The 23,511-nt window shown below is 71.5% G+C and carries 22 protein-coding genes; 18 read left to right on the forward strand and 4 right to left on the reverse strand.

What is annotated here, in order from left to right:
• Nucleotides 1-30: 30 nt before the first annotated feature.
• Complete coding sequence (locus ASC99_RS16705; RefSeq protein ID WP_057232851.1) at nucleotides 31-582, reverse strand: DUF1707 and FHA domain-containing protein; 552 nt, start codon at nucleotides 580-582, stop codon at nucleotides 31-33.
• Between the two features lie 296 nt (nucleotides 583-878).
• On the opposite strand from ASC99_RS16705, the gene ASC99_RS16710 reads away from it, so the two are divergent.
• The 15 genes from ASC99_RS16710 to ddaH all read left to right on the forward strand — a co-directional run bounded on the left by ASC99_RS16710 (nucleotide 879) and on the right by ddaH (nucleotide 16,629).
• Nucleotides 879-2,162, forward strand: coding sequence for a SidA/IucD/PvdA family monooxygenase (locus ASC99_RS16710; RefSeq protein ID WP_057232853.1), 1,284 nt, complete (start codon nucleotides 879-881; stop codon nucleotides 2,160-2,162).
• On the forward strand, nucleotides 2,162-3,208 hold the full coding sequence (locus ASC99_RS16715) for a class I tRNA ligase family protein (RefSeq protein ID WP_200948339.1): 1,047 nt from the start codon (nucleotides 2,162-2,164) through the stop codon (nucleotides 3,206-3,208). Before ASC99_RS16710 ends, ASC99_RS16715 begins: the two co-directional genes overlap by 1 nt.
• A gap of 62 nt (nucleotides 3,209-3,270) precedes the next feature.
• Nucleotides 3,271-3,675 carry a hypothetical protein gene (locus tag ASC99_RS39725; RefSeq protein WP_200948340.1) on the forward strand — a complete coding sequence of 135 codons (405 nt, stop codon included), beginning with the start codon at nucleotides 3,271-3,273 and terminating at the stop codon, nucleotides 3,673-3,675.
• On the forward strand, nucleotides 3,672-4,730 hold the full coding sequence (locus ASC99_RS16720; protein WP_082598387.1) for an FAD-binding oxidoreductase: 1,059 nt from the start codon (nucleotides 3,672-3,674) through the stop codon (nucleotides 4,728-4,730). The genes ASC99_RS39725 and ASC99_RS16720 overlap by 4 nt, the downstream gene beginning before the upstream one ends.
• Nucleotides 4,727-6,010, forward strand: coding sequence for an MFS transporter (locus ASC99_RS16725; RefSeq protein WP_057232855.1), 1,284 nt, complete (start codon nucleotides 4,727-4,729; stop codon nucleotides 6,008-6,010). The genes ASC99_RS16720 and ASC99_RS16725 overlap by 4 nt, the downstream gene beginning before the upstream one ends.
• A complete protein-coding gene (locus ASC99_RS16730) occupies nucleotides 6,007-7,287 on the forward strand; it encodes an ATP-grasp domain-containing protein (protein ID WP_057232857.1) in 1,281 nt (426 codons plus the stop codon). Before ASC99_RS16725 ends, ASC99_RS16730 begins: the two co-directional genes overlap by 4 nt.
• Nucleotides 7,284-8,612 (forward strand): ATP-grasp domain-containing protein, encoded by a 1,329-nt coding sequence (locus ASC99_RS16735; protein ID WP_057232860.1) that lies wholly within the window; start codon nucleotides 7,284-7,286, stop codon nucleotides 8,610-8,612. The genes ASC99_RS16730 and ASC99_RS16735 overlap by 4 nt, the downstream gene beginning before the upstream one ends.
• Entirely contained in the window at nucleotides 8,609-9,814 is a 1,206-nt protein-coding gene (locus ASC99_RS16740) for an acyl-CoA dehydrogenase family protein (RefSeq protein WP_057241030.1), read from the forward strand. The genes ASC99_RS16735 and ASC99_RS16740 overlap by 4 nt, the downstream gene beginning before the upstream one ends.
• A gap of 22 nt (nucleotides 9,815-9,836) precedes the next feature.
• Nucleotides 9,837-11,006: an acyl-CoA dehydrogenase family protein gene (locus ASC99_RS16745; protein WP_235502630.1), complete on the forward strand. Its 1,170-nt coding sequence runs from the start codon at nucleotides 9,837-9,839 to the stop codon at nucleotides 11,004-11,006.
• Between the two features lie 43 nt (nucleotides 11,007-11,049).
• Nucleotides 11,050-12,777, forward strand: a complete 1,728-nt coding sequence (tsrT, locus tag ASC99_RS16750) for a tryptophan 2-C-methyltransferase (RefSeq protein WP_057232864.1) — start codon at nucleotides 11,050-11,052, stop codon at nucleotides 12,775-12,777.
• 209 nt (nucleotides 12,778-12,986) lie between these two features.
• Nucleotides 12,987-13,658 carry a response regulator transcription factor gene (locus tag ASC99_RS16755; RefSeq protein ID WP_057232866.1) on the forward strand — a complete coding sequence of 224 codons (672 nt, stop codon included), beginning with the start codon at nucleotides 12,987-12,989 and terminating at the stop codon, nucleotides 13,656-13,658.
• 45 nt (nucleotides 13,659-13,703) lie between these two features.
• Nucleotides 13,704-14,048: a cupin domain-containing protein gene (locus ASC99_RS16760; protein ID WP_057232868.1), complete on the forward strand. Its 345-nt coding sequence runs from the start codon at nucleotides 13,704-13,706 to the stop codon at nucleotides 14,046-14,048.
• A complete protein-coding gene (locus ASC99_RS16765) occupies nucleotides 14,045-14,383 on the forward strand; it encodes a hypothetical protein (RefSeq protein ID WP_082598388.1) in 339 nt (112 codons plus the stop codon). The genes ASC99_RS16760 and ASC99_RS16765 overlap by 4 nt, the downstream gene beginning before the upstream one ends.
• Entirely contained in the window at nucleotides 14,380-15,747 is a 1,368-nt protein-coding gene (locus ASC99_RS16770) for an FAD-binding oxidoreductase (protein ID WP_057232870.1), read from the forward strand. The genes ASC99_RS16765 and ASC99_RS16770 overlap by 4 nt, the downstream gene beginning before the upstream one ends.
• 69 nt (nucleotides 15,748-15,816) lie before the next feature.
• Nucleotides 15,817-16,629, forward strand: a complete 813-nt coding sequence (gene ddaH / locus ASC99_RS16775) for a dimethylargininase (protein ID WP_369824230.1) — start codon at nucleotides 15,817-15,819, stop codon at nucleotides 16,627-16,629.
• Nucleotides 16,630-16,816: 187 nt separating this feature from the next.
• On the opposite strand, the gene ASC99_RS16780 is transcribed toward ddaH, so the two are convergent.
• Nucleotides 16,817-17,767, reverse strand: coding sequence for a LysR family transcriptional regulator (locus ASC99_RS16780; protein WP_057232872.1), 951 nt, complete (start codon nucleotides 17,765-17,767; stop codon nucleotides 16,817-16,819).
• Nucleotides 17,768-17,882: 115 nt separating this feature from the next.
• Here ASC99_RS16780 and ASC99_RS16785 point away from each other — a divergent pair, with 115 nt between their 5' ends.
• Nucleotides 17,883-18,695: an inositol monophosphatase gene (locus ASC99_RS16785; RefSeq protein WP_057232874.1), complete on the forward strand. Its 813-nt coding sequence runs from the start codon at nucleotides 17,883-17,885 to the stop codon at nucleotides 18,693-18,695.
• Between the two features lie 49 nt (nucleotides 18,696-18,744).
• Nucleotides 18,745-19,389: an NADPH-dependent F420 reductase gene (locus ASC99_RS16790; protein WP_057232876.1), complete on the forward strand. Its 645-nt coding sequence runs from the start codon at nucleotides 18,745-18,747 to the stop codon at nucleotides 19,387-19,389.
• A 208-nt stretch (nucleotides 19,390-19,597) separates the two neighbouring features.
• Here ASC99_RS16790 and ASC99_RS16795 read toward each other — a convergent pair whose 3' ends face one another.
• Nucleotides 19,598-20,320, reverse strand: a complete 723-nt coding sequence (locus ASC99_RS16795) for a hypothetical protein (protein ID WP_057232878.1) — start codon at nucleotides 20,318-20,320, stop codon at nucleotides 19,598-19,600.
• Between the two features lie 200 nt (nucleotides 20,321-20,520).
• Between ASC99_RS16795 and ASC99_RS16800 the strand changes: the two genes are divergently transcribed.
• A complete protein-coding gene (locus ASC99_RS16800) occupies nucleotides 20,521-20,994 on the forward strand; it encodes a DIP1984 family protein (RefSeq protein WP_057232880.1) in 474 nt (157 codons plus the stop codon).
• Between the two features lie 314 nt (nucleotides 20,995-21,308).
• On the opposite strand, the gene ASC99_RS36705 is transcribed toward ASC99_RS16800, so the two are convergent.
• On the reverse strand, nucleotides 21,309-23,504 hold the full coding sequence (locus tag ASC99_RS36705; RefSeq protein WP_157531586.1) for an NPCBM/NEW2 domain-containing protein: 2,196 nt from the start codon (nucleotides 23,502-23,504) through the stop codon (nucleotides 21,309-21,311).
• Nucleotides 23,505-23,511 lie beyond the last annotated feature (7 nt).

The following is a 23,511-nucleotide window of genomic DNA, read 5'->3' on the forward strand; positions in this document are numbered from 1 at the left end:
CCCGGGCCGGGGAATACGGCGGGCAGTCCGTCAGTCCGCGACCAGTTGGAAGGCCAGCCGCCCGAACCGCACCTGGTCGCCGGACCGCACCAATACGGCCCCCGCCACCCGCAGCCCGTTGACGTACGTCCCGTTGCTGGACCCGAGGTCCTGGAGCACCCAGCCCTCCGGCTCCCGCCGCAGCTCCGCGTGGAAGCGCGACACCGAGGCGTCACCGAGCCGAAGGCCCGAGCCGATCTGCCGGCCGATCACCAGCCGCCCGGCACCCGGGCCCGGCAGTCGCAGGCCGGGCAACTGCTCGGTCTCCCAGGTCCGCGCCATCCGGACCTTGAACGCCGACAGCCAGGCCACCCCGCGCAACAGCGCCCGGGCGAACCGTCCGTACGAGTGCAGGTCGGCCACCACCGTGGCCAGTTCGGCCCGGCTCCTGGCGGTGAGGACCAGCTCCATCCGCCGCACGAACGTGTCGTGGGAGAGCTGCCCGTTGCCGACACCCTCCCGGAGCACATCCAGCACCTGGTCGCGGTCGGCCTGCGACGGTCTGGCCGCCAGCTGGGCGGTGCGGAACTCTGGAGCGGTCATGGTCAGATTGTCGACGCCCCGGCCCCGGGCTGTCCAGAATCGGGACCTCCACCCCGTCCCCGTCGGCCGGGTGGTGACGGAAGGTCAGTCCGCACGCCCCCGCAGCAGCAGCGGGACAACCTCCAGCTGAGGTGAGCCGCCAAGTCCCGGGGGTGACTTCCCGACGTGCCGTGAGTTCGGGTCCGAAATTTCCCCCGGGGCAGGGAACCCCGCCCTACCTGCGGGGAACGGCCGCTGCCTAGGTTTCCACACGCAACAACTCCTGTTACCGGAACGCGAGTCGACGAGGGGGAAGTGTGGCTGACCTAGAGACGGGCGTGCTGGCGATCGGTGCCGGCCCGGCGAACCTGGCACTGGCGGCGGCGATCGAGGAGTGCGGATCGACCGAACTGGCCGAGCGCACCCTGCTGCTGGAGCAGGCCCCGGACATCAAGTGGCAGCGTGACCTGCTGATGCCGTGGGCGCGCAGCCAGGTGTCCTTCCTGAAGGACCTGGTGACCCTGCGGGACCCGCGCAGCCGGTTCTCGTTCCTCAACTTCCTGCACCAGAACGGCAGGTTGGACCAGTTCATCAACCTGGGCACGTTCCATCCGCACCGCTGGGAGTTCTCCGACTACCTGCAGTGGGTGGCCGCCTCGCTGGAGAAGGTGCAGATCCGCTACGACGCCAAGGCCACCGCCACCGAGCCGGTGTACGACGGGAAGGGCCGGCTGACCGGTTGGCAGGTGACGCTGGCCGACGGCGACACCATCCGCTGCCGGGACCTGGTGATCGGCGCCGGCCGGGACGCGCACGTCCCGCCGGTCTTCGCCGGTCTGCCCGCCGACAAGGTGATCCACAGCGCCCGCTTCCGCAGCCGGATATCCGCCGTGGAGAAGGACGCCCCGCTGCGCGCCGTGGTGATCGGCGGAGCGCAGAGCGCCGCCGAGATGTTCATGGCGGTGTACGAGAACCTGCCGAACTCCACTGTCACCATGCTGGTCCGCTCGATCGGTCTGCAGAACTACCAGAGCAGCAAGTTCATCAACGAGCTGTTCTACCCGTCCTTCGTCGGCGAGTTCTTCGACGCCCCGGCCGAGATGCGCGCGCAGGTGCTGGACGAGATGCGGCTGACCAACTACGCGGGCCTGGCCCCGCCGTTCCTGGAAGAGCTGTACCTGATGCTGTACCGGGAGAAGATGATCGGCACCGGCCGCGCCGAGGTGCAGGCGATGACCGAGGTGGTCGCCGCCCGCGAGGAGGACGGCGAGGTGGTGCTCGACCTGCGCGACCGACGCACCGAGAAGGTCACCGAGTACCGCTGCGACCTGGTGCTGCTCGGCACCGGCTACGACAGTCGGATGCCCGCTCTGGTCCGGGAGTTGACCGCGAAGGCGGGCGTGTCGGAGGTCAACGTCAGCCGCAACTACCGGGTCGACCTGGGCGAGACCGCAGGCGGCGCGCTCTACCTGCAGGGCGTCAACGAGGCCACCCATGGCATCGCCGACTCCCTGATCAGCGTGCTCGCCCACCGGGCCCGCGACATCTCCGGCGAGCTGCTCGCCCGGCACACCGCCCTCGCCGATCAGGGAAGTCAGTGATGGGCCGGCTGCTGATCGTCGCTCCCGGCCCCACCGCCAACGGGGACCTCCATCTCGGCCACCTGGCCGGGCCGTTCCTCTCCGCCGACGTGTGCGCCCGGTACGCCCGCGCGAGCGGCCGGGACACCCTGTTCGGCACCGGCGTGCACTTCACCCAGAACTACATCGTCACCACCGCCCGCCGCCTCGGCGAGCAGCCCGAGCAGCTGCGGCTGCGCGCCGCCGAGCAGGTCGAGGCCACCCTCGCCGCGGCCGGCATCGAACCGGACGGCTTCGTCCGGTTCGACGAGCGGTACGTGAAGACCGTCCGACGGTTCTTCGAACGGCTGCACGCCGAGGGGCAGTTGAGACTCCGGCCGATGACCTTCCCGTACCTGCCGGCCACCGGGGAGTTCCTCACCGACGCCTACGTGAGCGGCAGCTGCCCGGTCTGTCTGGGCGAGGGCTGCGCCGGGCTGTGCGAGAACTGCGGGCACTGGATCGCCTCCGGCGAGCTGATCGGCCCGACGTCCACCCAGCACCCGGAGCTGGCGGTGGAGTTGCGCGAGCGCGAGGTGCTGGTGCTGCCGCTGGAGGAGCACCGGGCCGCGCTGGCCGCGTACTTCGATCGGCTCGCACCCACCATGCGGCCCCGACTGGCCCAGCTGGTCGAGGAGTTGATGGCCGCCCCGCTGCCCGACTACCCGATCACGCTGCCGATCGACTGGGGTATCCCCGCGCCGTTCGCCGAGACCCCGGGCCAGGTGCTGTACTCCGACACCGAGACCATCGCCTGGAGCCTGCACGCCATCGCGCTGGCCGCCGAGGCCCGCGGCGAGGTGCCCGGCGACCACGAGCGGTACTGGACCGCCCAGGCCGCGCCCGAAGTGGTGTACTTCTTCGGCTCCGACGCCAGCTTCGCCTTCGCACTGGCCGGCACCGCGATGCTGCTCGCCCTCGGCGGGTTGGCGCTGCCCGCGCACTTCGTCACCAACGAGTTCTACGAGCTGGACAGTGACAAGTTCTCCACCAGCCGCGGCCACGTGGTGACGGGCCGCGCGACCTGATCCGCTACTACCTGGCCGCCACCGCCCCCGACTGCCAGCGCACCAACTTCACCCGCGCCTCGATGGACCAGGTCTGCCAACAGCGCCTGGTCGAGCCGTGGAACCGGGTCGCCGAGAAGGCCGAGCAGTTCGTGGGCCTCGGCGAGCTGCCGGTCAGCGAACGCTCCCGGCAGGCCGGGAAGCTGATGGTGGAGCGGTTCGCCGCGTCGTTCGGCCCGCGCCGGTTCAGCCTCACCGGCGCCGCCTTCACCCTCACCGAGCAGCTCGGTCGGCTCGACCGCCGGCAGGTGACCGCGCGCGACGCCGGTGACTTCTGGCACGAGCTGGACCTCTTCCTGCGCTGCGCCGCCCCGCTGCTGGTCGACCTGGCCGCCGCGGGCCTGGTCGAGACGGCGATCCCGGCCGAACCGCAGGCCCGTTCCGTCCGCCCGCGGCCACTGTCCAGGCTCACCGGCGGCGGACGGTGACCAGTAACACCGCCGCGCACGTGGTGGTGGTCGGCGCCGGGGTCACCGGACTGCTCACCGCCGTCGCCTGCGCCCGGGCCGGACACCGGGTCACCGTGCTGGAGCGTGGCCCGGTCCCCAACCCCGACGCCACCTCGTACGACCAGTACCGGACGTTCCGTGCCCTACTGCCCGGCGATCCGGGCGGCACCGCCGACCGGCTTGCCGCGCTCCGGCACTGGCAGGAGCTGGAGACCGTGTTCGGCGCCGCGCTGTACCGCCGGATCGGGACGGTCACCGCCTGGCCCGAGCACCGGCTCGCCGGGATCGTGGCGGAGGCGCGCCGGGCCGGGGTGGCGGTGCAGCGGCTGACCGCTGGGCAGCTGCCCCGGCTCGGCCTGCCGCCGGGCACGGGGGCGGTGCTGGAGCGCCCCAGCGGGGTCCTGCTCGCCGACCGGGTGCTGCGGGCCGCCGCCCGCTGGCTGGCGATGCGGCCCGGCGTGGCGCTGCGACCGTACTGCCGGGTCACCGCGGTTCTCCCGGACTCCGGGCGGATCGTGCTGGCCGGCGGCGAGGTGGTCCGCGGGAACGCCGCCCTGCTCTGCGCCGGGCCGTGGACCCGGGAGTTGACGGACCATCAGGTGACGCTGTACCGGCAGACCATTCTCTACCTGCGCACGCCCGCACCGGACGCGGAGTGGTGGCAGGACGCGCCCGCCGCGGGCGGCCTGGGCCGCGAAGGGCGCGGCTGGGTGGTGCCACCCGGCGCGGGCGCCCTGCTCAAGCTCAGCTCGGACACCGTGTGCCGGCCCGCCGAGCACACCGACAGCACCGGCGAGGACCAACAGCCGTACGTCGACCGGTTGGTCGATGAGGGCGTGCTGCTCGGTCAAGGCCGCTACCCGCCGGCGGCCGTCCGGGTCTGCCACTACACCGCGGACGCCGCCACCGGCGGTCCGCTGCTGGACCGGGTCACCCCGGGACTGTGGGTCCGCGCCGCCTGTGGTGGCAGCGGCTTCTCCACCGCGCCCCTGGTCGCGGAACGCATCGCCACGGCAGTGAAGGAGGCGGCATGACCGACGACAAGCCACCGATCGGCGTCTTCGAGGCGCTCAGAGCCACCCCGGTCGCCGTCCGATACCTGCTCGGTGGCGTACTGGTCAACCAGCTGGCCGCGTTCGTCCAGACCTTCCTGGTGCTCTATCTGACCCACCGTGGGATGTCGGCCGGCACCGCCGGTCTCGCCCTTGGTGCCTACAGCCTGGGTACCGTGTTCGGCACCGTGCTCGGCGGGGAGATCACCCATCGGCTCGGCGCGCGCACCACGATCGTGGTCGCGATGACCGGCTCCGCGCCGCTGGTCGCCGTCCTGCCGCTGCTGGCGAAACCCGGGCTGCTGGCCCCGCTGCTGGTCGCGATCGCGCTGGCCGGGCTGTTCGCCCAGGCGTACCGGCCGGCCGCCGCGGTGCTGCTCAGCGACCTGATGCCGGAGCGCTACCAGGTGATGGCGTTCTCCATGATGCGGATCGCCCTCAACACCGGTGCGGCGCTCGCTCCGCTGATCGCCGCCGGAGTGATCCTGCTCGACTGGGACCTGCTGTTCTGGCTGGACGGCGCCACCGCCCTGGTCTACGCGGCGCTCGCCTACCGGCTGCTGCCCCGGCATGCGGTGCCGGAGAAGGCGCCGGAGGAGCGGGCGCAGGACCAGGCCACCCGCCGTACCAGCGGCCGGGCGGCGTACGCGGCGATGCTGCGCGACCGGGCGTACCTCGCTTACCTGGCCGCGGTGATGCTGGGCACGATCGCCTATGTGCAGTCCACGATCTCGCTGCCGCTGGAGATCGTGCACGACGGCTACTCGACCGGGCTGTACAGCGCGGTGCTGACCGCCTCCTCGGTGGTGCTGATCACCTGTGAGCTGAAGATCACCGCCTACATCATCCGGATTCCCACCTACCTGGCCGTCGGCCTCGGCCACCTGGTCAACTCGATCGGCCTCGCCGTCTACGGGCTGGCCGTGCACTCCGGTGTGTTCGTGCTGTTCGGCGCAGTGCTCGCGGTGAGCGGGCTGATGATCGCCGGGCCCAGTATGTTCGCCCACCCCGCCACCTTCCCGGCCGAGTCGAAGGCCCGTTACCTCGGCACCATGCAGGCCGTGGTGGGCCTGGCCTCGGCGATCGGCCCGCTGCTCGGCGTCTTCGCGTGGACCCGGCTCGGTGCGGGCTTCTGGGTGCTGATGGCCCTGCTCAACGGCCTGGCCGGGGTGCTCGGGGTGTTCGGCCTCAAGCGCCGGGCCGAACTCCGGGCCGCCGCCGAGGCGGAGACCGGCCAGGAAGTCGTCGGAGGGACGGTATGAGCACACCACACCAGAGCGCCCGGCCGGTGTTGATCGTCGGCTATGTGGCCTTCGCGGTGCCCGGCATCGCTGCGTTCCAGGAGCCCGAATCGGTGGTGTACATCGAGGAGCCTGACGTCGCCCGCAAGCGGCACGTCGCCGAGGTGCTGGAGCAGGTGCCGTTCGCCCGCGGGCTGATCGAGTGGGAGTACCACCTGCCGGGCCGGGCCGACTCCTTCTTCGCGGCCCACCCGGGGCTCGACCCGGTCGCCGTGATCCCCGCCGTGGAGTACGCGGTGCCGTTCGCGGCCCGGCTGGCGGAGCGCTACGGGCTACCAGGGGCGAGCCTGGGCGCGGCCCAACTGCTGCGCGACAAACACCTGTTGCGCACCGTCGCGGCCGTCGCCGGGATCGCCAACCCGGCCTCCGAGCCGGTGGGCAGCGCCGCCGAGCTGGCCGGCTTCATGACCCGGCACCCCGGCCCGGTGGTGCTGAAGCCCACCAACCGGCAGGCCTCGGTCGGCACCCGGGTGGTCCACCGCCCGGAGGAGGCCGAGGAGGCGTGGGCGCAGTGCCAGGACCAGGACGAGGGGGCATTCGTCCCGGACCGGCCGAGGGAGTCGTCGATGCTGGCCGAACGCTTCGTCAGCGGACCGGAGTTCAGCGTGGAGATGCTGGTCGCCGGCGGCCGCCCGGTGTTCGCCAACACCACCGGCAAGGTGCTCTATCCCGGCGCGTACCCGATCGAGGCCGGTCACACCGTCCCGGCCGAACTGCCCGAGGAGCAGCGCGAAGTGCTGGTGGCCGAGACGGAGCGGCTGTCCGCCGCGGTCGGCTTCGGCGACGGGGTGCTGCACTGTGAGTGGATTCTGGAGGACGGCGTCCCGGTGCTGGTGGAGTGCGCCGGACGCCTCCCCGGCGACTCGATCTCCGACCTGATCGAGGCCGCCTATCCGGTCGAACTCGTCCGCGCCTACTTCGCGTTGATGAGCGGTGAGCCGCTCGGTCCGCTGCCCGAGCGGGCCAAGCAGGCGACCGCCGCCCGCTTCCTGGCCCCCGACCGGCCCGGCACCGTCACCGCCGTGCACGGGCTGGACGCGGCGGCTGCCGCCGAGGGCGTGCAGCTGGCCGCGATCGGCATCGGCCCCGGCCACCGGACCGCCGGGCTGCGTAGCTCCTGGGACCGGGTCGGGATCGTCACCACCCTGGCCGACACCCCCGCCGAGGCCCGCCGCCTCGCCGACGAGGCGGCCGCCCTGGTCCGGATCGAACTTGACAGCATGGAGGAGACCTCATGACCCAGCGTCAGGAAGCGGACGCCGTGCCCACCGCCGGCACGCTGCTGGTGATCGGCAGCGGACTGAAGGAGTACCGCGAGTACCTGGTCGGTCCGATGAGCCGCCGCGCCCGCGCCGCCGGGCTGGAACTGCTGCTGGTCAACAACCTGCGGCCGACCTGGCAGCGCGAGTACTTCGACGAGATCGTGGTCGCGAACGTCTTCGACACCGAGGTGATGAACGCCACCGTCCGCGAGATCGCCGCCCGCCGGACCATCGTCGGGCTGCTCTGCTGGGACGAGCCGCTGGTGCTGGACGCCGGGCTGCTGGCCGCCGAACTCGGCGTGCCCGGCCTGTCCGTGCGCGGCGTGCGCGGGGTGCGCGACAAGGACCGCACTCGCACCGTGCTCACCGCGGCCGGCCTGCGCCAGCCCGGCTTCGCGCTCACCGCCGACCTGGACGAGGCCCGGGCCGCCGCCGAGCGGATCGGCTATCCGGTGGTGCTCAAGCCGCGTGCGATGGGCGCCAGCATCGGCGTGGTCTTCGCTGCCGACGCGGGCGAACTCGACGCGGCCTTCGACACCGCGCTGTCCGCCAGCTGGGTCGACCCGGGGCCCTACCGGGCCAGCGTGATCGTCGAGGAGTACGCGGGCGGACCGGAGATCAGCGTGGACGGCGCCGTCCACAAGGGCGAGTACCTGCCGCTCTTCCTGGCACGCAAGTACAGCAGCGACGAGCCGTACTTCGAGGAGGTCGGCCACATCGTCGACGCCGCCGACCCACTGCTCGCCGACCCCGTACTGCTGGAGGTGCTGGCGAGCGCCCACCGGGCGCTCGGCGTGGAGGACGGCATCACCCACACCGAGCTGCGGCTCACCGACCGCGGCCCGCTGATCATCGAGGTGAACGGCCGGCTCGGCGGCGACCTGATCCCGCTGCTCGGCCGGATCGCCACCGGCCTGGAGCCCGGCGAGGTGCTCTTCGACGTCGCGGTCGGTCGCCGCCCGGAGATCGCGCCCACCCGCGCCGCGGTGGCCGGTATCCGGTTCGGCTACCCCGAGCAGGACTGCCGGCTGGACGCGCTGACCGTGCCCGCGGCCGGTGACGCCGCGGGCCTGGTCGCCGCCGCCCCGATGGCCCCGCCAGGCACCGTGCTACGGCTGCCCCCCGGCGGCTACCTGGCCCGGCACTCCTTCGTGGTCTGCGAGGCCGACACCCTGGCCGCCTGCGAGCAGCGGCTCGATGCCGCCGCCGCGCTGGTCCGCCTGGACGCCTCCCCGGTGGGGCCGCCCGCGCAGGACGCGCCGTTCGCGATGCCCGCCGGACTGCTGGACGTGGACCAGTGAGCGCCGTGGACGCCCTCGGGGCACCGCAGGACGCGGCGGAGATCCTGGCCCGGGCCCGTGCGCTGGCACCGGTGCTGCGGGAGCGCGCGGCGGAGATCGAGGCCAACCGTACGCTGCCCGCCGACGTGGTCGAACTGCTGCGCGGCACAGGCGTGTTCCGGATGTGCTTCGCCCGCGAGTGGGGCGGCCCTGAGCTGACCTCGGTGGAGCAGTTGGCCGTGGTGGAGACGCTGGCCTACGGCGACGCCTCGGCCGCCTGGTGCGCCGTGATCGGCGCCAACAGCGGCCTGCTCGGCAACTTCCTGCACCAGTCGGTGGTCAAGGAGGTCTACCCGAGCCTGGACCTGGTCACCGCGGGCGTGCTCGCGCCGGCCGGCCGGGCCGAGGTGGTGCCCGGTGGCTTCCGGCTCAGCGGCCGGTGGTCCTTCGGCTCCGGCATCAAGCACAGCGACTGGGTGACCTCCGGTGCGTTCATCTTCCAGGACGGCGAGCCCTGGGCCGCTCCCGGCAGTCAGCACTCGCACGACTCCCGGCAGTTCCTGGTGCCCCGCTCCGCGGTCGAGGTGGTGGAGAACTGGGAGACCACGGGCCTGTGCGGGACGGGTAGTTGCGACTACACGATGACCGACGTCTTCGTCCCCGAGGAGCACACCTTCACCTTCTACGAGGTCCGCGGCACACCGAGTCCGCTCGCCCAGCCGGACTCGTTCATGCGCGCCCTGTGCGGGGTGCCGCTCGGTGTGGCCCGTGCCGCGCTCGACCACGTCCGGGAGGTCGCCGCCACCCGGTACGACCGGATGGCCGGCCGCGATTGGTCGGAGAGCTGGCGGGTGCAGACCGAACTCGCCCGCTGCGAAGCGGAGTTCAACGCCGCCCGAGAGGGCGTGTACGGGGCCGCGCGGCGCCAGTGGGAGGTGCTGGCGGCCGGTGGCACCCTCGACGACCTGACCCCGACCGAGCGAGCCGCCTCGCCGCTCGCCTGGCTGCACGCCTTCCGCGCCTCCCGGGCGGTCGTCGGCCGGCTCTACGACCTGCTGCAGACCTGGTCGATCAACCGCTCCTCGCCGATGGACCGTTGGCTGCGCGACACCGCTGTGATGTGCCAGAACCTCACCGCCCAGGACGCGGTGCTGGAGTCGGTCGGCGCCTACCTGCTCGGCCGGCCGCCGATGTTCCGGATCAGCCTCGGCCTGGACCGCTGACCCCATGGAAGGACGTGACGACATGACGACGGAGATCCTGCGCCGGGCCCGCGCGCTGGCACCGGTGCTGCGCGAGCGCGCGGCGGAGATCGAGGCCAACCGTACGCTGCCCGCCGAGGTGGTCGAACTGCTGCGTGGCACCGGCGTGTTCGGGATGTGCTTCGGCCGCGAGTGGGGCGGCCCTGAGCTGACCTCGATGGAGCAGACCGAGGTGGTGGAGGCGCTGGCGTACGGTGACGCCTCGGCCGCCTGGTGCGCCGTGATCGGAGCCAACGGCGGCATCTACGCCAACTTCCTGGACCAGGCCGTGGCCAAGGAGCTCTTCCCGCGTCTTGACCTGGTGGTGGCCGGCCTGCTCCAGCCCTCCGGCCGGGCCGAGCGGGTGCCCGGTGGCTTCCGGCTCAGCGGCCGGTGGTCCTTCGGCTCCGGTATCAAGCACAGCGACTGGGTGACCTCCGGCGCGTTCATCTTCCAGGACGGCGAGCCCTGGGCCGCTCCGGGCAGCAAGCACTCGCACGACTCCCGGCAGTTCCTGGTGCCCCGCTCCGCCGTCGAGGTGATCGACAACTGGGACACCACCGGGCTGTGCGGCAGCGGCAGTTGCGACTACACGATGACCGACGTGTTCGTGCCGGAGGAGCGCACCTACACCTTCGACCCCGCGCACAGCAGCCCCGGCCCGCTCGCCCAGCCCGACGCCTTCACCCGGGCGATGTGCGGGGTGCCGCTCGGCGTGGCCCGCGCCGCGCTCGACCACGCCCGGGAGATCGCCAGTACCCGGTTCGACCGGATGGCCGGCCGGGCGTGGGCCGACAGCTGGCGGGTGCAGACGGAACTGGCCCGGCTGGAAGCGGAGTTCAACGCCACCCGGGAGGGCGTGTACGGCAGTATGCGCCGCCAGTGGGAGGTGCTCGCGGCCGGCGGGACGCTGGACGACCTCACGCCCACCGAGCGCGCCGCCTCACCGCTGTCCTGGCTGCACGCCTTCCGCAACTCCCGGGTCATCGTGGCCCGTACCTACGACCTGCTGCAGACCTGGTCGATCAACCGCAGCTCGCCGATGGACCGCTGGCTGCGTGACACCACCGTGCTGGCCCAGCACCTGGTCGCCCAGGACCGCATCCTGCAGTCCGCCGGGGCGTACCTGCTCGGCGGCACGCCCGAGTTCGGCATCTGCCTCGGCATCGTCTGACGCCAGCCTGCCGCGCCCGCGCGCGGCCCGGAAAAGGAACCCCATGAGCAGACTCGTCCTTCTGGTCAACCCCAACAAGGTCCATCCGCCGATCGCCCCCTACGCGCTCGACGTGCTGACCACCGCACTGGAGACCGCCGGCTTCGAGGTGGAGGTACTGGACCTGACCTTCCACCGCGAGGACTGGAAGACCTTCCTGAGCGAGTACTTCGCCAGGCGCAGCCCGATGCTGGTCGGGGTGACCGTCCGCAACACCGACACCGTGTACGCCTTCGAGCAGCGCCCGTTCGTCGGTGAGCACCGGGAGATCATCACCGAGATCCGTCGGCTCACCGACGCCCCGATCGTCGGCGGCGGGATCGGCTTCTCGACCATGCCGTTCGCCCTGGTCGAGTACTTCGGCATCGAGTACGGCGTGAAGGGCCCGGGCGAGAAGATCCTCTGCGAGCTGGCCTCCGCACTCGCCGAGGGCCGGGACACCGCCGGTGTCGCCGGGCTGATCCGCAACACCGAGCGGGGCGCGGTCCGGGTCCCGCCCGCGGTGCTCACCGTCCGCCACGGCGCGGCCCAGGAGGTGGACGCCACCGGACAGTTCGAGTCCAGGGTGTGGCAGGTCGACCAGCTGTCGGTGTACCGCCGGCGCTCCGGGGAGCGCCACCGGGTGGACAACCTGGAGTACTACCGGCGCGGTGGCCTCGGCTCCATCCTCACCAAGAACGGCTGTGCCTTCCGCTGTTCGCACTGCGTGGAGCCGGACGCCAAGGGCATCAGGTACGGGCAGCGGGAGATCCCCGCGGTGGTGGACGAGATGGAGGACCTGGCCGCCCAGGGCATCCTCGACCAGCACACCACCGACAGCGAGTTCAACCTCCCCATCGCGCACGCCAAGGCGCTGCTGCGGGAGATCGTCCGCCGTCGGCACGCCGACCGGGACAACCCGCTGAACCTGCTGCGGCTCTGGGTCTACTGCCAACCCAGCCCGTTCGACGAGGAGTTCGCCGACCTGCTGGCAGCGGCCGGATGCCGGGGCGTCAACGTCGGCAGCGACCACATCCGCCCCGACATGCTCAGCGGCTGGAAGGTCACCGAGAAGGGCAGCACCTACTACACCTTCGCGGACACCGAGCGGCTGGTGCGGCTGTGCCGTGAACGCGGCATCCTCACCATGGTGGAGGCCCTGTTCGGCATGCCGGGGGAGACTCCGGAGACCATGAAGGCGTGCGTGGATGCCTTCATGGCGCTGGACGCCACCGTCACCGGTTTCTCGCTCGGGCTGCGGCTCTTCCCGTACACGCCGATGGGTATGGAGATAGCCGGGCAGTGCGACGGGGTGCGCACCTTCCCCGGCCTGCAGTCCAACACCGCGAGCGGCCCGATCGTGCTCAAGCCGCTGCGGCAGTGCGCCTCCCCGGCCGAGTACGAGCGGCAGTTCATGTTCGACGAGCAGGGCAACTTCCGACTGGTCTGCTACTTCTCGCCCGACCTGCTGCCGGACCCGGCGCGGGCCGCCGACCCCGAGGAGCGCTGGCACGGTGCGGTCTCCGCGCTGTGGGACCTGGTCGACCCGGCCGAGCACTTCCGGGTGATGCTGCCAAGCGTCGAAGGCATGAGCGAGCACGACAACAACTACGCCGACAACCCCTTCCTGACCGGCCTCGTCGGCCTCGGCTACACGGGAGCCTTCTGGTCGCACTGGCGCAGCCGGGAGGAGATCATGCGCAAGGCCAAGGAGGGGAGCACCGCGCTCGCACCTTCCGGCGTGCTGGACTGAGCCGCCCGAGGATTAGCTGACGAATCATCAAGACCACGGCGTCGTCAGGGCGAACAAGAGTCAAGGCTGATCAACATCAGATGATATTTGACACCTTGAGGTAACTATTCGACCGGCATCATGATGAGTTTGCGAATCATCACCGCCGGGTCGCCAGTGGACCATCCGCATCCACGCCGACCGCCGACCACACATGTCACGAGGGGTAGATGAACCAGCACGGGAGTACCGCGCCGCTGACCGTGCTCCTCGCCGACGCGCAGCCGGCCGTCCGCCAGGGCTTACGCGCCATGGTGGAGGCCTGTGGCACCGTCGCGGTGGTCGGCGAGGCGAGCAGCGCCGGCGAGGTGCTCGCCGCCGCCACCCGGCACCGCCCGGACGTCCTGGTCCTCGACCCGCTGATGGACGACGCTCCCGGCATGCGGATGATCAGCCAGGTGGTGCGGCTCACCCCGGAGACCGGCGTACTGGTCTTCAGCACCCTGGGGGACGACAAGACGGTGGCCGCCGCCTTCCACGCCGGCGCCCGCGGCTACCTGCTCAAATGCTCCACCGCCGACCAGATCCTGCGCGGCATTCACGCCGTCGGCGCCGGCGAGGCGATCGTCGACCGCACCATCGCCGCCCGGCTCAGCGCGCTGATCGGCCTCGCGCCCCGCCCGCGCAGCTACCCGTTCCCGCAACTCAGCGACCGTGAACGGGACGTGCTGGAACACCTCGCCGCCGGGAAGTCCAACACGGCGATCGCCCGCGAGCTCGCACTCGCCTCCAAGACCATCAGCAACCGCATCTCCAGCATCTTCGGAAAGCTGGGCGTCGCCGACCGAGCCCAGGCGATCGTGCTCGCCCGGAACGCCGGACTCGGCCTCACCCAGGCCTGACCCACCGTCAACTCCCGCCACTCACGCCCAGATCGGAGTCGGCCCATGCCCGAGACCGCCCCCGGCCTCATCATCCGCCGCCAGGAACCCGCCCGGCTCGAACGTGCCCATGGCCTCGACCTGGGAATGCTCCATCCCTGGGGCGACCTCACCACCCCCTTCCACGGTGCCTGGTGTGTGCTGCGGCCCGGCGACGTCACCGAGGTCCACCAGCACACCGAACGCGAACTCTTCATCTGCATGGCCGGCCGGGCCGAGGTGCGCTCCGCCGACGGCAGCCACCCGATCGCGGCCGGCGACCTCGTCCTGCTGCCCGTCGACAGCGACCACTCGGTGGCCAACCCGCACGACGAGGACTTCGCCTACTACGCCATCTGGTGGGAGGTGTGAACCCCCGACAGATCGACTACGAGGGCCGCCGCTTCCACACCCCCGACGGCGACCACCGCACCGTCGCCGTCTACCACCAACAGGGCGACCTGGTCTGGGGCGAGGTCACCGGAGGCATCGTCCGACGCGGCTGGACCGCCGGCACCCGGCAGCCCGACGGCACCCTCGCGATGGGTTACACCATCGTCTTCACCAACGGCGAGGTGGTCTGCGGTCGCACCCACAACACCCCCTCGCTCACCTCCGACGGCCGCATCCGGCTGCGCGAGCAGTGGGAGCGCTACGGCCCGCACGCCACCCACGGCACCTCCACCATCGAGGAGCTGGCCGGATGACCGCCCCGGACTGGGCCCTGCTCGACAAGCACACCACCGGCGTCCTGCTGCGCCCCGGCGACGCCGCCTTCGCCGACTCCTCCACCCCCTTCAACCGCCGGTACGCCGGCCGCGCCCCCGCCGTCGTCCTGCAGGCCGCCGACCGCACCGACGTCCTGCGCGCCATCGACTGGGCCCGGGAGAGCGGCGTGCCGATCGTCCCGCGCAGCGGCGGTCACTCCTACGCCGGACACTCCGTCAACTCCGGCCTGGTGGTCGACCTGCGCGCCCTGGACGCGATCTCGGTCGACCCCGCCGCCGGGCAGGTCACCGTCGGCGGCGGCGTCCTCACCGGGGCCCTCTACGCCGCGCTGCGCCCGCACCGGCTCGCCCTGCCGCTCGGCAACGGCGCAGGTGTCGGCATCGCCGGACTCGCCCTCGGCGGCGGTTCCGCCGCCACCTCCCGAAAGCTGGGCCTGACCGCCGACACCCTGCTCCACACCACCCTGGCCACCGCCGACGGCACGGCCCTGGACTGCGACGAGCGGCGCAACCCCGACCTCTTCTGGGCCTGCCGCGGCGGTGGTGGCGGCAACTTCGGCATCAACCTCGACCTCACCTTCCAGGCCGTCGAGGCCCCCGCCGCCAGCACCTGCCTGCTGCTCTGGGAGGCCGAACACGCCCCTGCGGTCTTCGACGCCGTCCAGCGGCTGATGCTCACCCTCCCCGAGGAGACCTCGCTCCGGCTCGGCGCCGCCACCTCCAGGGCCACCGGCACCATCGTCTCCGCGATCGGACTCCACCTCGGCCCCGCCGCCGAACTGCGCGAGCTGCTCGCCCCCGCGCTCGCGGCCGGCACGCCGCTGCGTGCCGAGATCGCCGACCGGGACTTCTGGGACGCCATGGACTACCTCCAACACCAGACCAGCGCCGGGGCGTTCGCCGTCCGCACGCACTTCGCCACCCGGCCGCTGCCGCCCGCCGCGGTCGAGGCCGCTCTCGCCCAGCTGGCCGCCTGGCCCGGCAGCGACAACCCCGACGGCTGCGGCCTCGCCCTGTTCGGCTGGGGCGGCGCGATCAACCGGGTCCACCCACAGGACACCGCCTTCGTCCATCGCGGCGCCGAGTACCTGGTCAGCCTCGACACCTCCTGGCAGGAGGACGACGACCCCGGCGCGGTGGCCGCCAACCTGGCCTGGCTGGCCGGCCTTGACCAGCTGATCGCACCGCACGCGATCGACGGCGCCTACCTGAACTTCACCGACCCGGACCTGCCTGACTGGCAACACGCCTACTACGGCGCGAACTATCCGCGGCTGGTCACCACGAAGCGCCGCCATGACCCGGACGGACTGTTCAACTTCCGGCAGTCCATCGGTAGTTGACCACTTTTTGTCTTCGCCCAGCTGCTGACCGGTCGTCAGCTCCGCCGCCATCCCCGGAAGGACACCACCGTGTCGCCGCGTACTGCCCGTCCCCGGCACTACCTGATGTGCCGGCCCGCCCACTTCACCGTCGACTACTCGATCAACCCGTGGATGGACCCGGCGAAGCCCACCGACAACGGCGCCGCACTGGCGCAGTGGGAGCAACTGCACGCCCTGTTCCTCCGGCTCGGGCACACCGTGGAGCTGATCGACCCGCTCCCCGGCCTGCCCGACATGGTGTTCGCCGCCAACGGCGCCACCGTGGTCGACGACAAGGTGCTGGTGGCGCGGTTCCGGTACCAGGAGCGGGTCGCCGAGGCACCCGCGTTCGCCGCCTGGTTCCGGCAGAACGGCTACCGCGAAGTCCGCCAGACCACCCACTCCAACGAGGGCGAGGGCGACCTGCTGGTGGTCGGCGAACGGATCCTGGCCGGCAGCGGCTTCCGCACCGACCGCCGGGCGCACGCCGAAGCCGCGGAGTTCCTCGACCGCGAGGTGGTCACCCTCGAGCTGACCGACCCGCGCTACTACCACCTGGACACCGCGCTCGCAGTGCTCAGCGATACCGAGATCATGTACTACCCCGGGGCATTCACCCCCGACTCCCGCGCCGTCCTGGAGCGCCTGTACCCCGACTCGATCCAGGCCACCGCCGCCGACGCCCAGGTCTTCGGCCTCAACGCGGTCTCCGACGGCGAGCGCGTCATCCTCCCGGAGGCGGCCGTCCACCTCGCCGAGCGGCTGCGCGCACGGGGCTTCACGCCGATCGGCGTCAACCTCACCGAACTGCTCCGGGCCGGCGGCAGCGTCAAGTGCTGCACCCTGGAACTGCGCCACTGATACGAAGGCCCCTCGTGCGACCCCTCCTGAGGATCAGGCAACCCCGACGGATCGGAGCAGGAACGCCCCCGACCTGAGTCGGCCGGGGGCTTCTGCGAGTCTGGCGACGCCGCCGGTCACATGTGCTGCGGCACAGGGTTCTCCCGGGCTGGTACACCGTGGTCTTCGCCTCGCCGTACGCCATCCGTTACTGCCCGGTCCGGTTGGTGTTGGTGAGCGTCTGTTGCGGGGCGGTCGGTGGTGCGAACAGTGTCTGGACGGTTTTGGTGGCCAGGTCGCGCAGCCAGGTGTGGGCGCGGTCGTCGTCGTAGCGCTGGTGCCACAGCAGGTGCAGGGGGACCTCAGGCAGCGGGAGCGGCGGCGGCAGTGTGGCCAGGCCGAGTTGTTCCCGTGCTGCGCGGGTGACCGCGTCGGGGAGAGTGACGACGAGGTCGGTGTCGAGGGCGAGTTGTAGTGCGAAGGCCGCGGTGGGCCCGGCGGCGGCGACGTGTCGCTTGAGGCCGTGGTCTGCCAGGGCGTCGTCGATCGGGTCGCGCAGGCTTCCGCGTCGCGAAACGGTGAGGTGTTCGGCGGCTGCGTAGCGCTCGATGCTCAGCGGGCCTTCGGTGAGGGGGTGGCCCGGTCGGACGGCGACGACCAGCCGGTCCCGGCCGACGAGTCGGTGGCGGATGTCGGGGAGGGTCGGAGCGCTGGAGCTCGATTCGAGGTCGACCTCACCCCGACGCAACTCCGCATCGTCCGTGCCGGGTTCGGCCGACAGGCGCAGCCGGACGCCGGGGGCCTGGCGGTGGACGGCGGTGATCAGGGCGGTGCCGCAGGCGGCGGTCAGGGCGTCGTGCCAGCGCACGGTGAACACCCGGTCCAGAGCTGCCAGGTCGAGTTCTTGCTGCGCGGACAGCAGGTGGTGGGCCTGCTGTACGACCGCGTGGACCTGGGCGCGCATCGCCAGCGCGCGGGTGGTGGGGACCATGCTGCGGCCGGTGCGGACCAGGATCTGGTCACCGGTCGCCTTGCGGATGCGGCCCAGGGAGCGGCTCATGGCCGGTGCGGTGACGTGGAGGCGGGCTGCCGCGCCGGCGACGCTCCCCTCTTCCAGCAGGGCGTCGAGGGCAGTGAGCAGGTTCAGATCCAGTTGCATGGCAGTAACTCTACGAGTGAATAGCATGCACTTGTTGTTAATGATCGGGAGGCCTACCTTCGAAGTGCAGGCGCAAGACAAGCCGCCCGCACACATCGAACCCAGGGAGCCCGCCATGAGCACAGCCATGCCTTTCGCCGCCGACAGGACGCTGCTGTCCGAGGTGACCGCCGCGGTGAAGACCGCCGGCCTCACCCTGCGCGACCGCCACACCCCGTACGCCCGGGGCGTGAGTCTGGACGAGGTCGTGGGCGAGATCCACGCCAACGACGACGCGGTGCTGGACGTGCTGCGGGAGCCCCTGCTGCGGGCCCGGCGGGGATCGCAGTGGGCCGAGGACGAGCTGGCCGGCGGTGCGCTCCCGGCGGGGGAGTGGTGGGTCGTCGACCCCGCCGAGGGCAACATCAACCACGTTCACGGTATGGAGGACTGGGCCGTGACCGCCACCCTGGTCCGCGACAACCAGCCGGTGCTCACCGTCGTCCACCTGCCACTGACCGGCGACACCTACACCGCTGTCGTCGGCGGCGGTGCCCGCCTCAACGACCGGCCCCTGCAGGCGTCCGCCAAGACCGATCTGGGCGCCGCGCTCGTCGGCACCGGCCAGGCGAGGCCCGGCGAGGACGAACGCACCTACCGGCGAATCGGTGACTCGGTCACCGCCATGCTCATCAGCGGCCTGGTCGTGCGCGTGTCCGTTCCCGCCACGATGCAGCTCATCCACGTTGCGGCCGGACGCACGGACGCGTTCTGGCAGTTCTCCGACGTCCGTTCCGGTCTGGTCGCCGGCGCGCTGCTGGTCTCCGAGGCCGGAGGCACCGTCACCGACCTGGCGGGCGAGCCCTGGAACACCGGCAGCCGCGACTTCCTGGCCGCCGCCCCCGGCATCCACACCGCCGCCCTCAAGGTCCTGTCGCCGATCGCCTGACCCGGACGCCTCCGCTCCACCCACCTCACACCGCAAGGAGCATCACCTCATGACCAGCATCGGCATCCTGGGCGCCGGCCGCGTCGGCGCCAACCTCGCCGGCAAGCTCTCCGCAGCCGGACACCGTGTCACCCTCGGTGTCCGGAACCGGGCAGAGACCGCAGCCGTTGCCACCGGCATCGCCCCGCAGATCGCCTTCGCCGACCAGCGCACCACCGCCCGCACCGCGGACATCGTGATCAACGCGACGCCCGGCGACAGCTCCCTGGAGCGCCTGGCCGGCCTGCGCACCGAGCTCTCCGGAAAACTCCTCGTCGATGTCTCCAACGCCACCCGCGACGCCGATGACGGCCTGCCCGGCGACCTGTGCTACCCCGGCAGCAGCCTCGCCGAGCAACTGCAGGCCGCCCTCCCCGACACCCATGTGGTCAAGACCCTCAACACCATGCTGTTCATGGTCATGACCGCTCCCGAAACCCTGGCCACCCCACCGACCGCCTATCTCTCGGGCGATGACCAGAACGCGAAGAAGACCGTCACCGGCCTGCTCGGCGACCTGGGTTGGCAGCCCGGATGGATCGAGGACCTCGGCGGCATCACCACAGCACGCGCCACCGAGGCCATGATCCTCGTGGTTCCCCACATCCTGCGCCGACACGGCTTCAAGCCCTTCGCGGTCTCCCTCGCCCGCTGACCCGTCAAGACCGGGTTCAGACCAGACCAGTGGCGGGCTCGTGCGAAGCAGTCTGGCGCCGGCATGGACAACGCCCGCTGAGCTTCGAGATCTACGACTGACCGAGCCCGCGCAGCTTCCGATCGCTGCTCACGGCCTTGAGCCGCGAGGGTGTTGACGCGGTACTTGGTTGGGTGTTGTCAGCGAGCCGTGGACGAGGCGTGGGCGGTCACGGCAGGACCAGCCAGGCCGTGTACCGCACGAGGCCAATGGCCCGCTCGGCGTCGAACAGGGCGGGTGGCGCGTAGTCGTCCCGTTCGCTGGTCAGTGCCGCGAGTGTCAACTCGCGGGCTGGTGCCAGTACTTGGGAGGATTCGGCGATGAAGGTGACCACGGCGGGTGTGGTGGCGAGTGGGGCCGCGCTGTCGAGGATGTCGAGGCGGCGGTGCAGTCGTGCAATCCGCCTGGCGACGTCGTCGTCGGTGACCGGCCGGCCGGCCGGCTCGGGCCAGTCGAGTGCGTCGTCGAGCGTGCGCAGTGCCCGGTGATCCTCGGGGGTGAGGGTGTGCCGGGCGTGGTAGCAGCCGTCCTCGGCGGCTGTGGCGATGGCGCGGATCGCTTCGCAGAGCGGCCGAGGGGTGAGGGCGAGCCTGCGGCCTGCCCACTCGCCGGCGTACTCGGCGAGGGTGGGTTCACCGGTGCGGTTCTCGTCGTCGACGGTGGTGAAGTCGTCGTCGATGTCGCTGTGGCGAGGCGAGTTCTCACCGAGGAGCTCGATCGGGTGGTAGACGTGCTCGGCAAGGAATCGCCAGACCGCCTGGGTGGCGACCGGGTCCTCGTGGCGGGGCCCCGACGGCAGGAACAGCACCCGGGGATCTGCGATGTTCCAGAACCATCCGAGCGGAAGCACCAGTTTGCAACGGAAACAGACCAGATCTGCGTTGTCGGCCATGCGTACCCCCGTGAATCGTCCGACCGCTGACCGGCCCGCCGGACGCAGTCAATCAGCGTTCGGCCCCGGCCGACCACCGGGTTTGCCGGCGACCTGAGCCTGACGTGGGGTCAGCGGTGGCCAGTCCCGCGACCCGCGCCGTGAGGTGCCGGTGTGCATACTTAGCGGACGATCAGTGGGACGGTGAAGGTGATGACGCGGTGAAACTGGCTGAAGCGCTCGCGGAGCGCGCGGCTGCGGTGCGGCGGGTGGAGCAGTTGCGGGCGCGTGTCGTCGGCAGTGCCCGTTACCAGGAGGGCGAGGAACCGGCCGAGAACGCGGCGGAGGTTCTGGCCCAGGCCGGGGAGGTGCTGGACGAGCTGGAGCGGTTGATCCGTCAGATCAACCGGACCAACTCCACCGCGATCATCGAGGGCGGCGGCACTCTTACCGACGCCCTCGCCCGCCGGGATGTCCTGCGGCTGCGCCACTCGGTGACCACCGCGGCCGCCGACGCCGCCTCCGGACGCGACCAGCGCGGGGCCGTACGGCAGTTGCGGTCCGAACTCAGGATCCTCTCCGCCCTGCCGGTCGCCGAGCTTCGCGCCGACGCTGACGTCCTGGCCAAGGAGATCCGCGAGGTGGACACCCTGATCCAGCGCAGCAACTGGGAGATCGACCTGATCGAGGACTGATCCCACAAAGCTGGGTGTGGGAAGCAGGTAGTCGTCACGGAGGCGTGCACACACCGCGGGTCGGCGGTCTATCCGGCCCTTGGCGCGTGAAGAGCAACGCAGGGGTTCGATTCCTCATCAACAGTGCAGCTCAGCATCGCGTACAGGTGACAGGGCACACCGAACAGCTCACCACCACGTGCAGATCCGGACGACGAGGGCGGGAACGGGGCGCCCACACCCGGTGCGAGGGCCGTGCACACCAGCACGGCCCTCGCACCTATGCGCCTGACGGCTCGTCAGCCGCAGTGGTGCCCTGGTCGGGGCGCGAGGTGTCAGCAGGTGAAGCGGGCGTCGGCCCAGTCGGAGTGGTCGTAGTAGTTGCCGTCGGCAGCGTCGGTGGATCGCAGTTCGACCTCGTTGGCGCCGGTGACGTCGGCGGTGAAAGGCCGGCCCGGGTCGGTGCCGCGTAGGACGCCGCTGTCGGCGACCTTCCGGCCGTCGGCCCAGACCTCGAAGGTCACCGAGCCCTGGGGGCCGTCCTCGTCGTCGATGCCGACGGTGGCGGTGAAGGTGTTGCAGCTGCCGCCGAGATAGAAGAGCGCGCTGGACTTGGCGTGCGCACCGAGACCCTTGTCGTACCGGGTGCCCTCGATGGTGATCGGGTTGCCGGCCGGGCTCCTGTCACGCTGGACGATGCCCCAGTCGGCGGACGAGGCCATGATCGCCAAGTCGCTGGCATAGGGGCTGCCGGTCGGGACGGGCGGCGGCACGGTGACCGTGATGGCCTGCTCGACGGTGGCGTCCTGGTTGCCGTTCCAGCGGTAGGCGGCGGTGGCCTTGACCTGGTACTTGCCGGGCTCGGTGCCGGCCGGGGGCCGTACCGTCCAAGAAGTGCCGAGGGCCTGGCCGACGCCGAGGCTGCCCTGGCGGGTGCTCCCGGTCGGCGTGACGGTCCAGCCGGCCGGAGCCGTGACCGTCACCGACGGGTCGGTGACGGCGGTCGGTCCGAGGTCGGTGAAGGACGCGGTGAGCGGGTTGTCCTGGTCCGGGTGGGCCAGCACGACGGGCGAGCCCGGGTAGGCCGGCGTGCCGCTGATCGACACCTTGGTGGCGGGGCCGTTGGGCAGCGCGATCCGGTCGATGTCGGGCGCCCAGCCGGTGGGGTTGCCGAGTTCCACGGTGTGGGCGCCGGCGGCCAGGTGCACGGTGGCGGTCGCCACGCCGGTTCGGTCCCCGCCGGTGGGCGGGAAGGACAGGGTGACGGGCGTGCCGCCGTCGACCTTCACGGTGGCGGTGCGGTCGGCGGCGTCGCCGTTGGAGTAGCCGATCTTCAGCGTGTAGGTACCGTCGTGCGGCACGGTGACGCCGTTGAACCGCAGGCCGGCACCCATGCCGAGCCAGCCGACCTTGCCGCCCGCGGAGCAGGCTGCACACCCGCTGCGGACGGCACCGCCGATGAGCGTGCTGCCGGCGGCCTCCGCCTCGTACGAGCGGTCGGCGTTCTGCGGGATCCAGGTACCGGAGTGGACGTCCAGGCTCCAGCTGTCCTGCCAGTCCAGCTTGGCGGTGCCGCCGCCGATGCTGACGGGGAGCCAGACGGGCTGGGAGTCGAAGAGCCGCTCGGGCTTCCAGCGGTCGCCGACGTAGAGATAGCTGGTGCCACGGCTGCCGGTGACCGGGACGATGGCGGAGACCTGCGAGTCGAAGGTGCGGCTGCCGACCGGGGCGAAGGTCTTGAACGTGGTCCAGGGACCGGCGGGCGAGGGCGCGGTGGCGTAGGCGTTGTCGTTGCTGGACCAGCCGGTCAGGCGGGAGCCGAACAGGTAGTAGAGGCCGTCGACCTTGACCATGGCGGGTGACTCGAAGCCCTCGACGAGGGCGGTACTGCTCTGGACCGTGAGGTAGTCGGCGGAGAGCCTGTCGATGCGCAGGCCGTGCTCGCGGTCCTCGGTGAGCAGGTAGCCGGTGCCGTCCTCGTCCTTGAACAGCCCCATGTCGCGGCTCTGGAAGCCGAGGGGCCGGAAGCTGCCGCGGTAGGTGTACGGGCCGCACGGGGTGGGGCTGGTGGCGACGCCGACCTTCGCCTCCTGGTAGGTCGGGTCCTCGACGTGCATGTACATCACGTACTGGCGGGTGGTGTCGTTGTAAATCACCTTGGGTCGCTCGACCACGCGGTTCGGTCCGAGGTCGCCGTCGGCCTGGCGGGAGAGGGCGTTGCCCTCGAAGTGCCAGCTGGTGAGGTCCTTCGAGGAGTAGCAGGCGACGGCGCTGTACTGCTGCCCGGCGGTCTTGTCCTCGCCGACCATGTAGTACGTCGAGCCGACCTTGAAGATGCCGGCGCCGTGGGCCTGCACCAGGCGGCCGGTGTCGTCGGTCCAGCCGGCGGCGGGGACGATCGGGTTGGTGGGCATCAGCGTCCCGCTCGACGGCACGGTCTCCGCCTGCGCCGAGGGGCCTGACGGAACGACAGCGGCGAGGGCTGCCAGAAGTGCGGCGCTCAGCGCCGCCGTAACGCGTGGTCCGGCCACGGTGTCC

This window comes from Kitasatospora sp. Root107 (assembly GCF_001424875.1).
Taxonomy (GTDB): domain Bacteria; phylum Actinomycetota; class Actinomycetes; order Streptomycetales; family Streptomycetaceae; genus Kitasatospora.

Coding starts and splice junctions, on each gene's coding strand:
- ASC99_RS16705 (WP_057232851.1), bottom strand. CDS start 582: ATGACCGCTCCAGAGTTCCGCACCGCCCAGCTGGCGGCCAGACCGTCG.
- ASC99_RS16715 (WP_200948339.1), top strand. CDS start 2,162: ATGGGCCGGCTGCTGATCGTCGCTCCCGGCCCCACCGCCAACGGGGAC.
- ASC99_RS39725 (WP_200948340.1), top strand. CDS start 3,271: ATGGACCAGGTCTGCCAACAGCGCCTGGTCGAGCCGTGGAACCGGGTC.
- ASC99_RS16725 (WP_057232855.1), top strand. CDS start 4,727: ATGACCGACGACAAGCCACCGATCGGCGTCTTCGAGGCGCTCAGAGCC.
- ASC99_RS16730 (WP_057232857.1), top strand. CDS start 6,007: ATGAGCACACCACACCAGAGCGCCCGGCCGGTGTTGATCGTCGGCTAT.
- ASC99_RS16735 (WP_057232860.1), top strand. CDS start 7,284: ATGACCCAGCGTCAGGAAGCGGACGCCGTGCCCACCGCCGGCACGCTG.
- ASC99_RS16745 (WP_235502630.1), top strand. CDS start 9,837: ATGACGACGGAGATCCTGCGCCGGGCCCGCGCGCTGGCACCGGTGCTG.
- tsrT (WP_057232864.1), top strand. CDS start 11,050: ATGAGCAGACTCGTCCTTCTGGTCAACCCCAACAAGGTCCATCCGCCG.
- ASC99_RS16755 (WP_057232866.1), top strand. CDS start 12,987: ATGAACCAGCACGGGAGTACCGCGCCGCTGACCGTGCTCCTCGCCGAC.
- ASC99_RS16760 (WP_057232868.1), top strand. CDS start 13,704: ATGCCCGAGACCGCCCCCGGCCTCATCATCCGCCGCCAGGAACCCGCC.
- ASC99_RS16770 (WP_057232870.1), top strand. CDS start 14,380: ATGACCGCCCCGGACTGGGCCCTGCTCGACAAGCACACCACCGGCGTC.
- ASC99_RS16780 (WP_057232872.1), bottom strand. CDS start 17,767: ATGCAACTGGATCTGAACCTGCTCACTGCCCTCGACGCCCTGCTGGAA.
- ASC99_RS16785 (WP_057232874.1), top strand. CDS start 17,883: ATGAGCACAGCCATGCCTTTCGCCGCCGACAGGACGCTGCTGTCCGAG.
- ASC99_RS16790 (WP_057232876.1), top strand. CDS start 18,745: ATGACCAGCATCGGCATCCTGGGCGCCGGCCGCGTCGGCGCCAACCTC.
- ASC99_RS16795 (WP_057232878.1), bottom strand. CDS start 20,320: ATGGCCGACAACGCAGATCTGGTCTGTTTCCGTTGCAAACTGGTGCTT.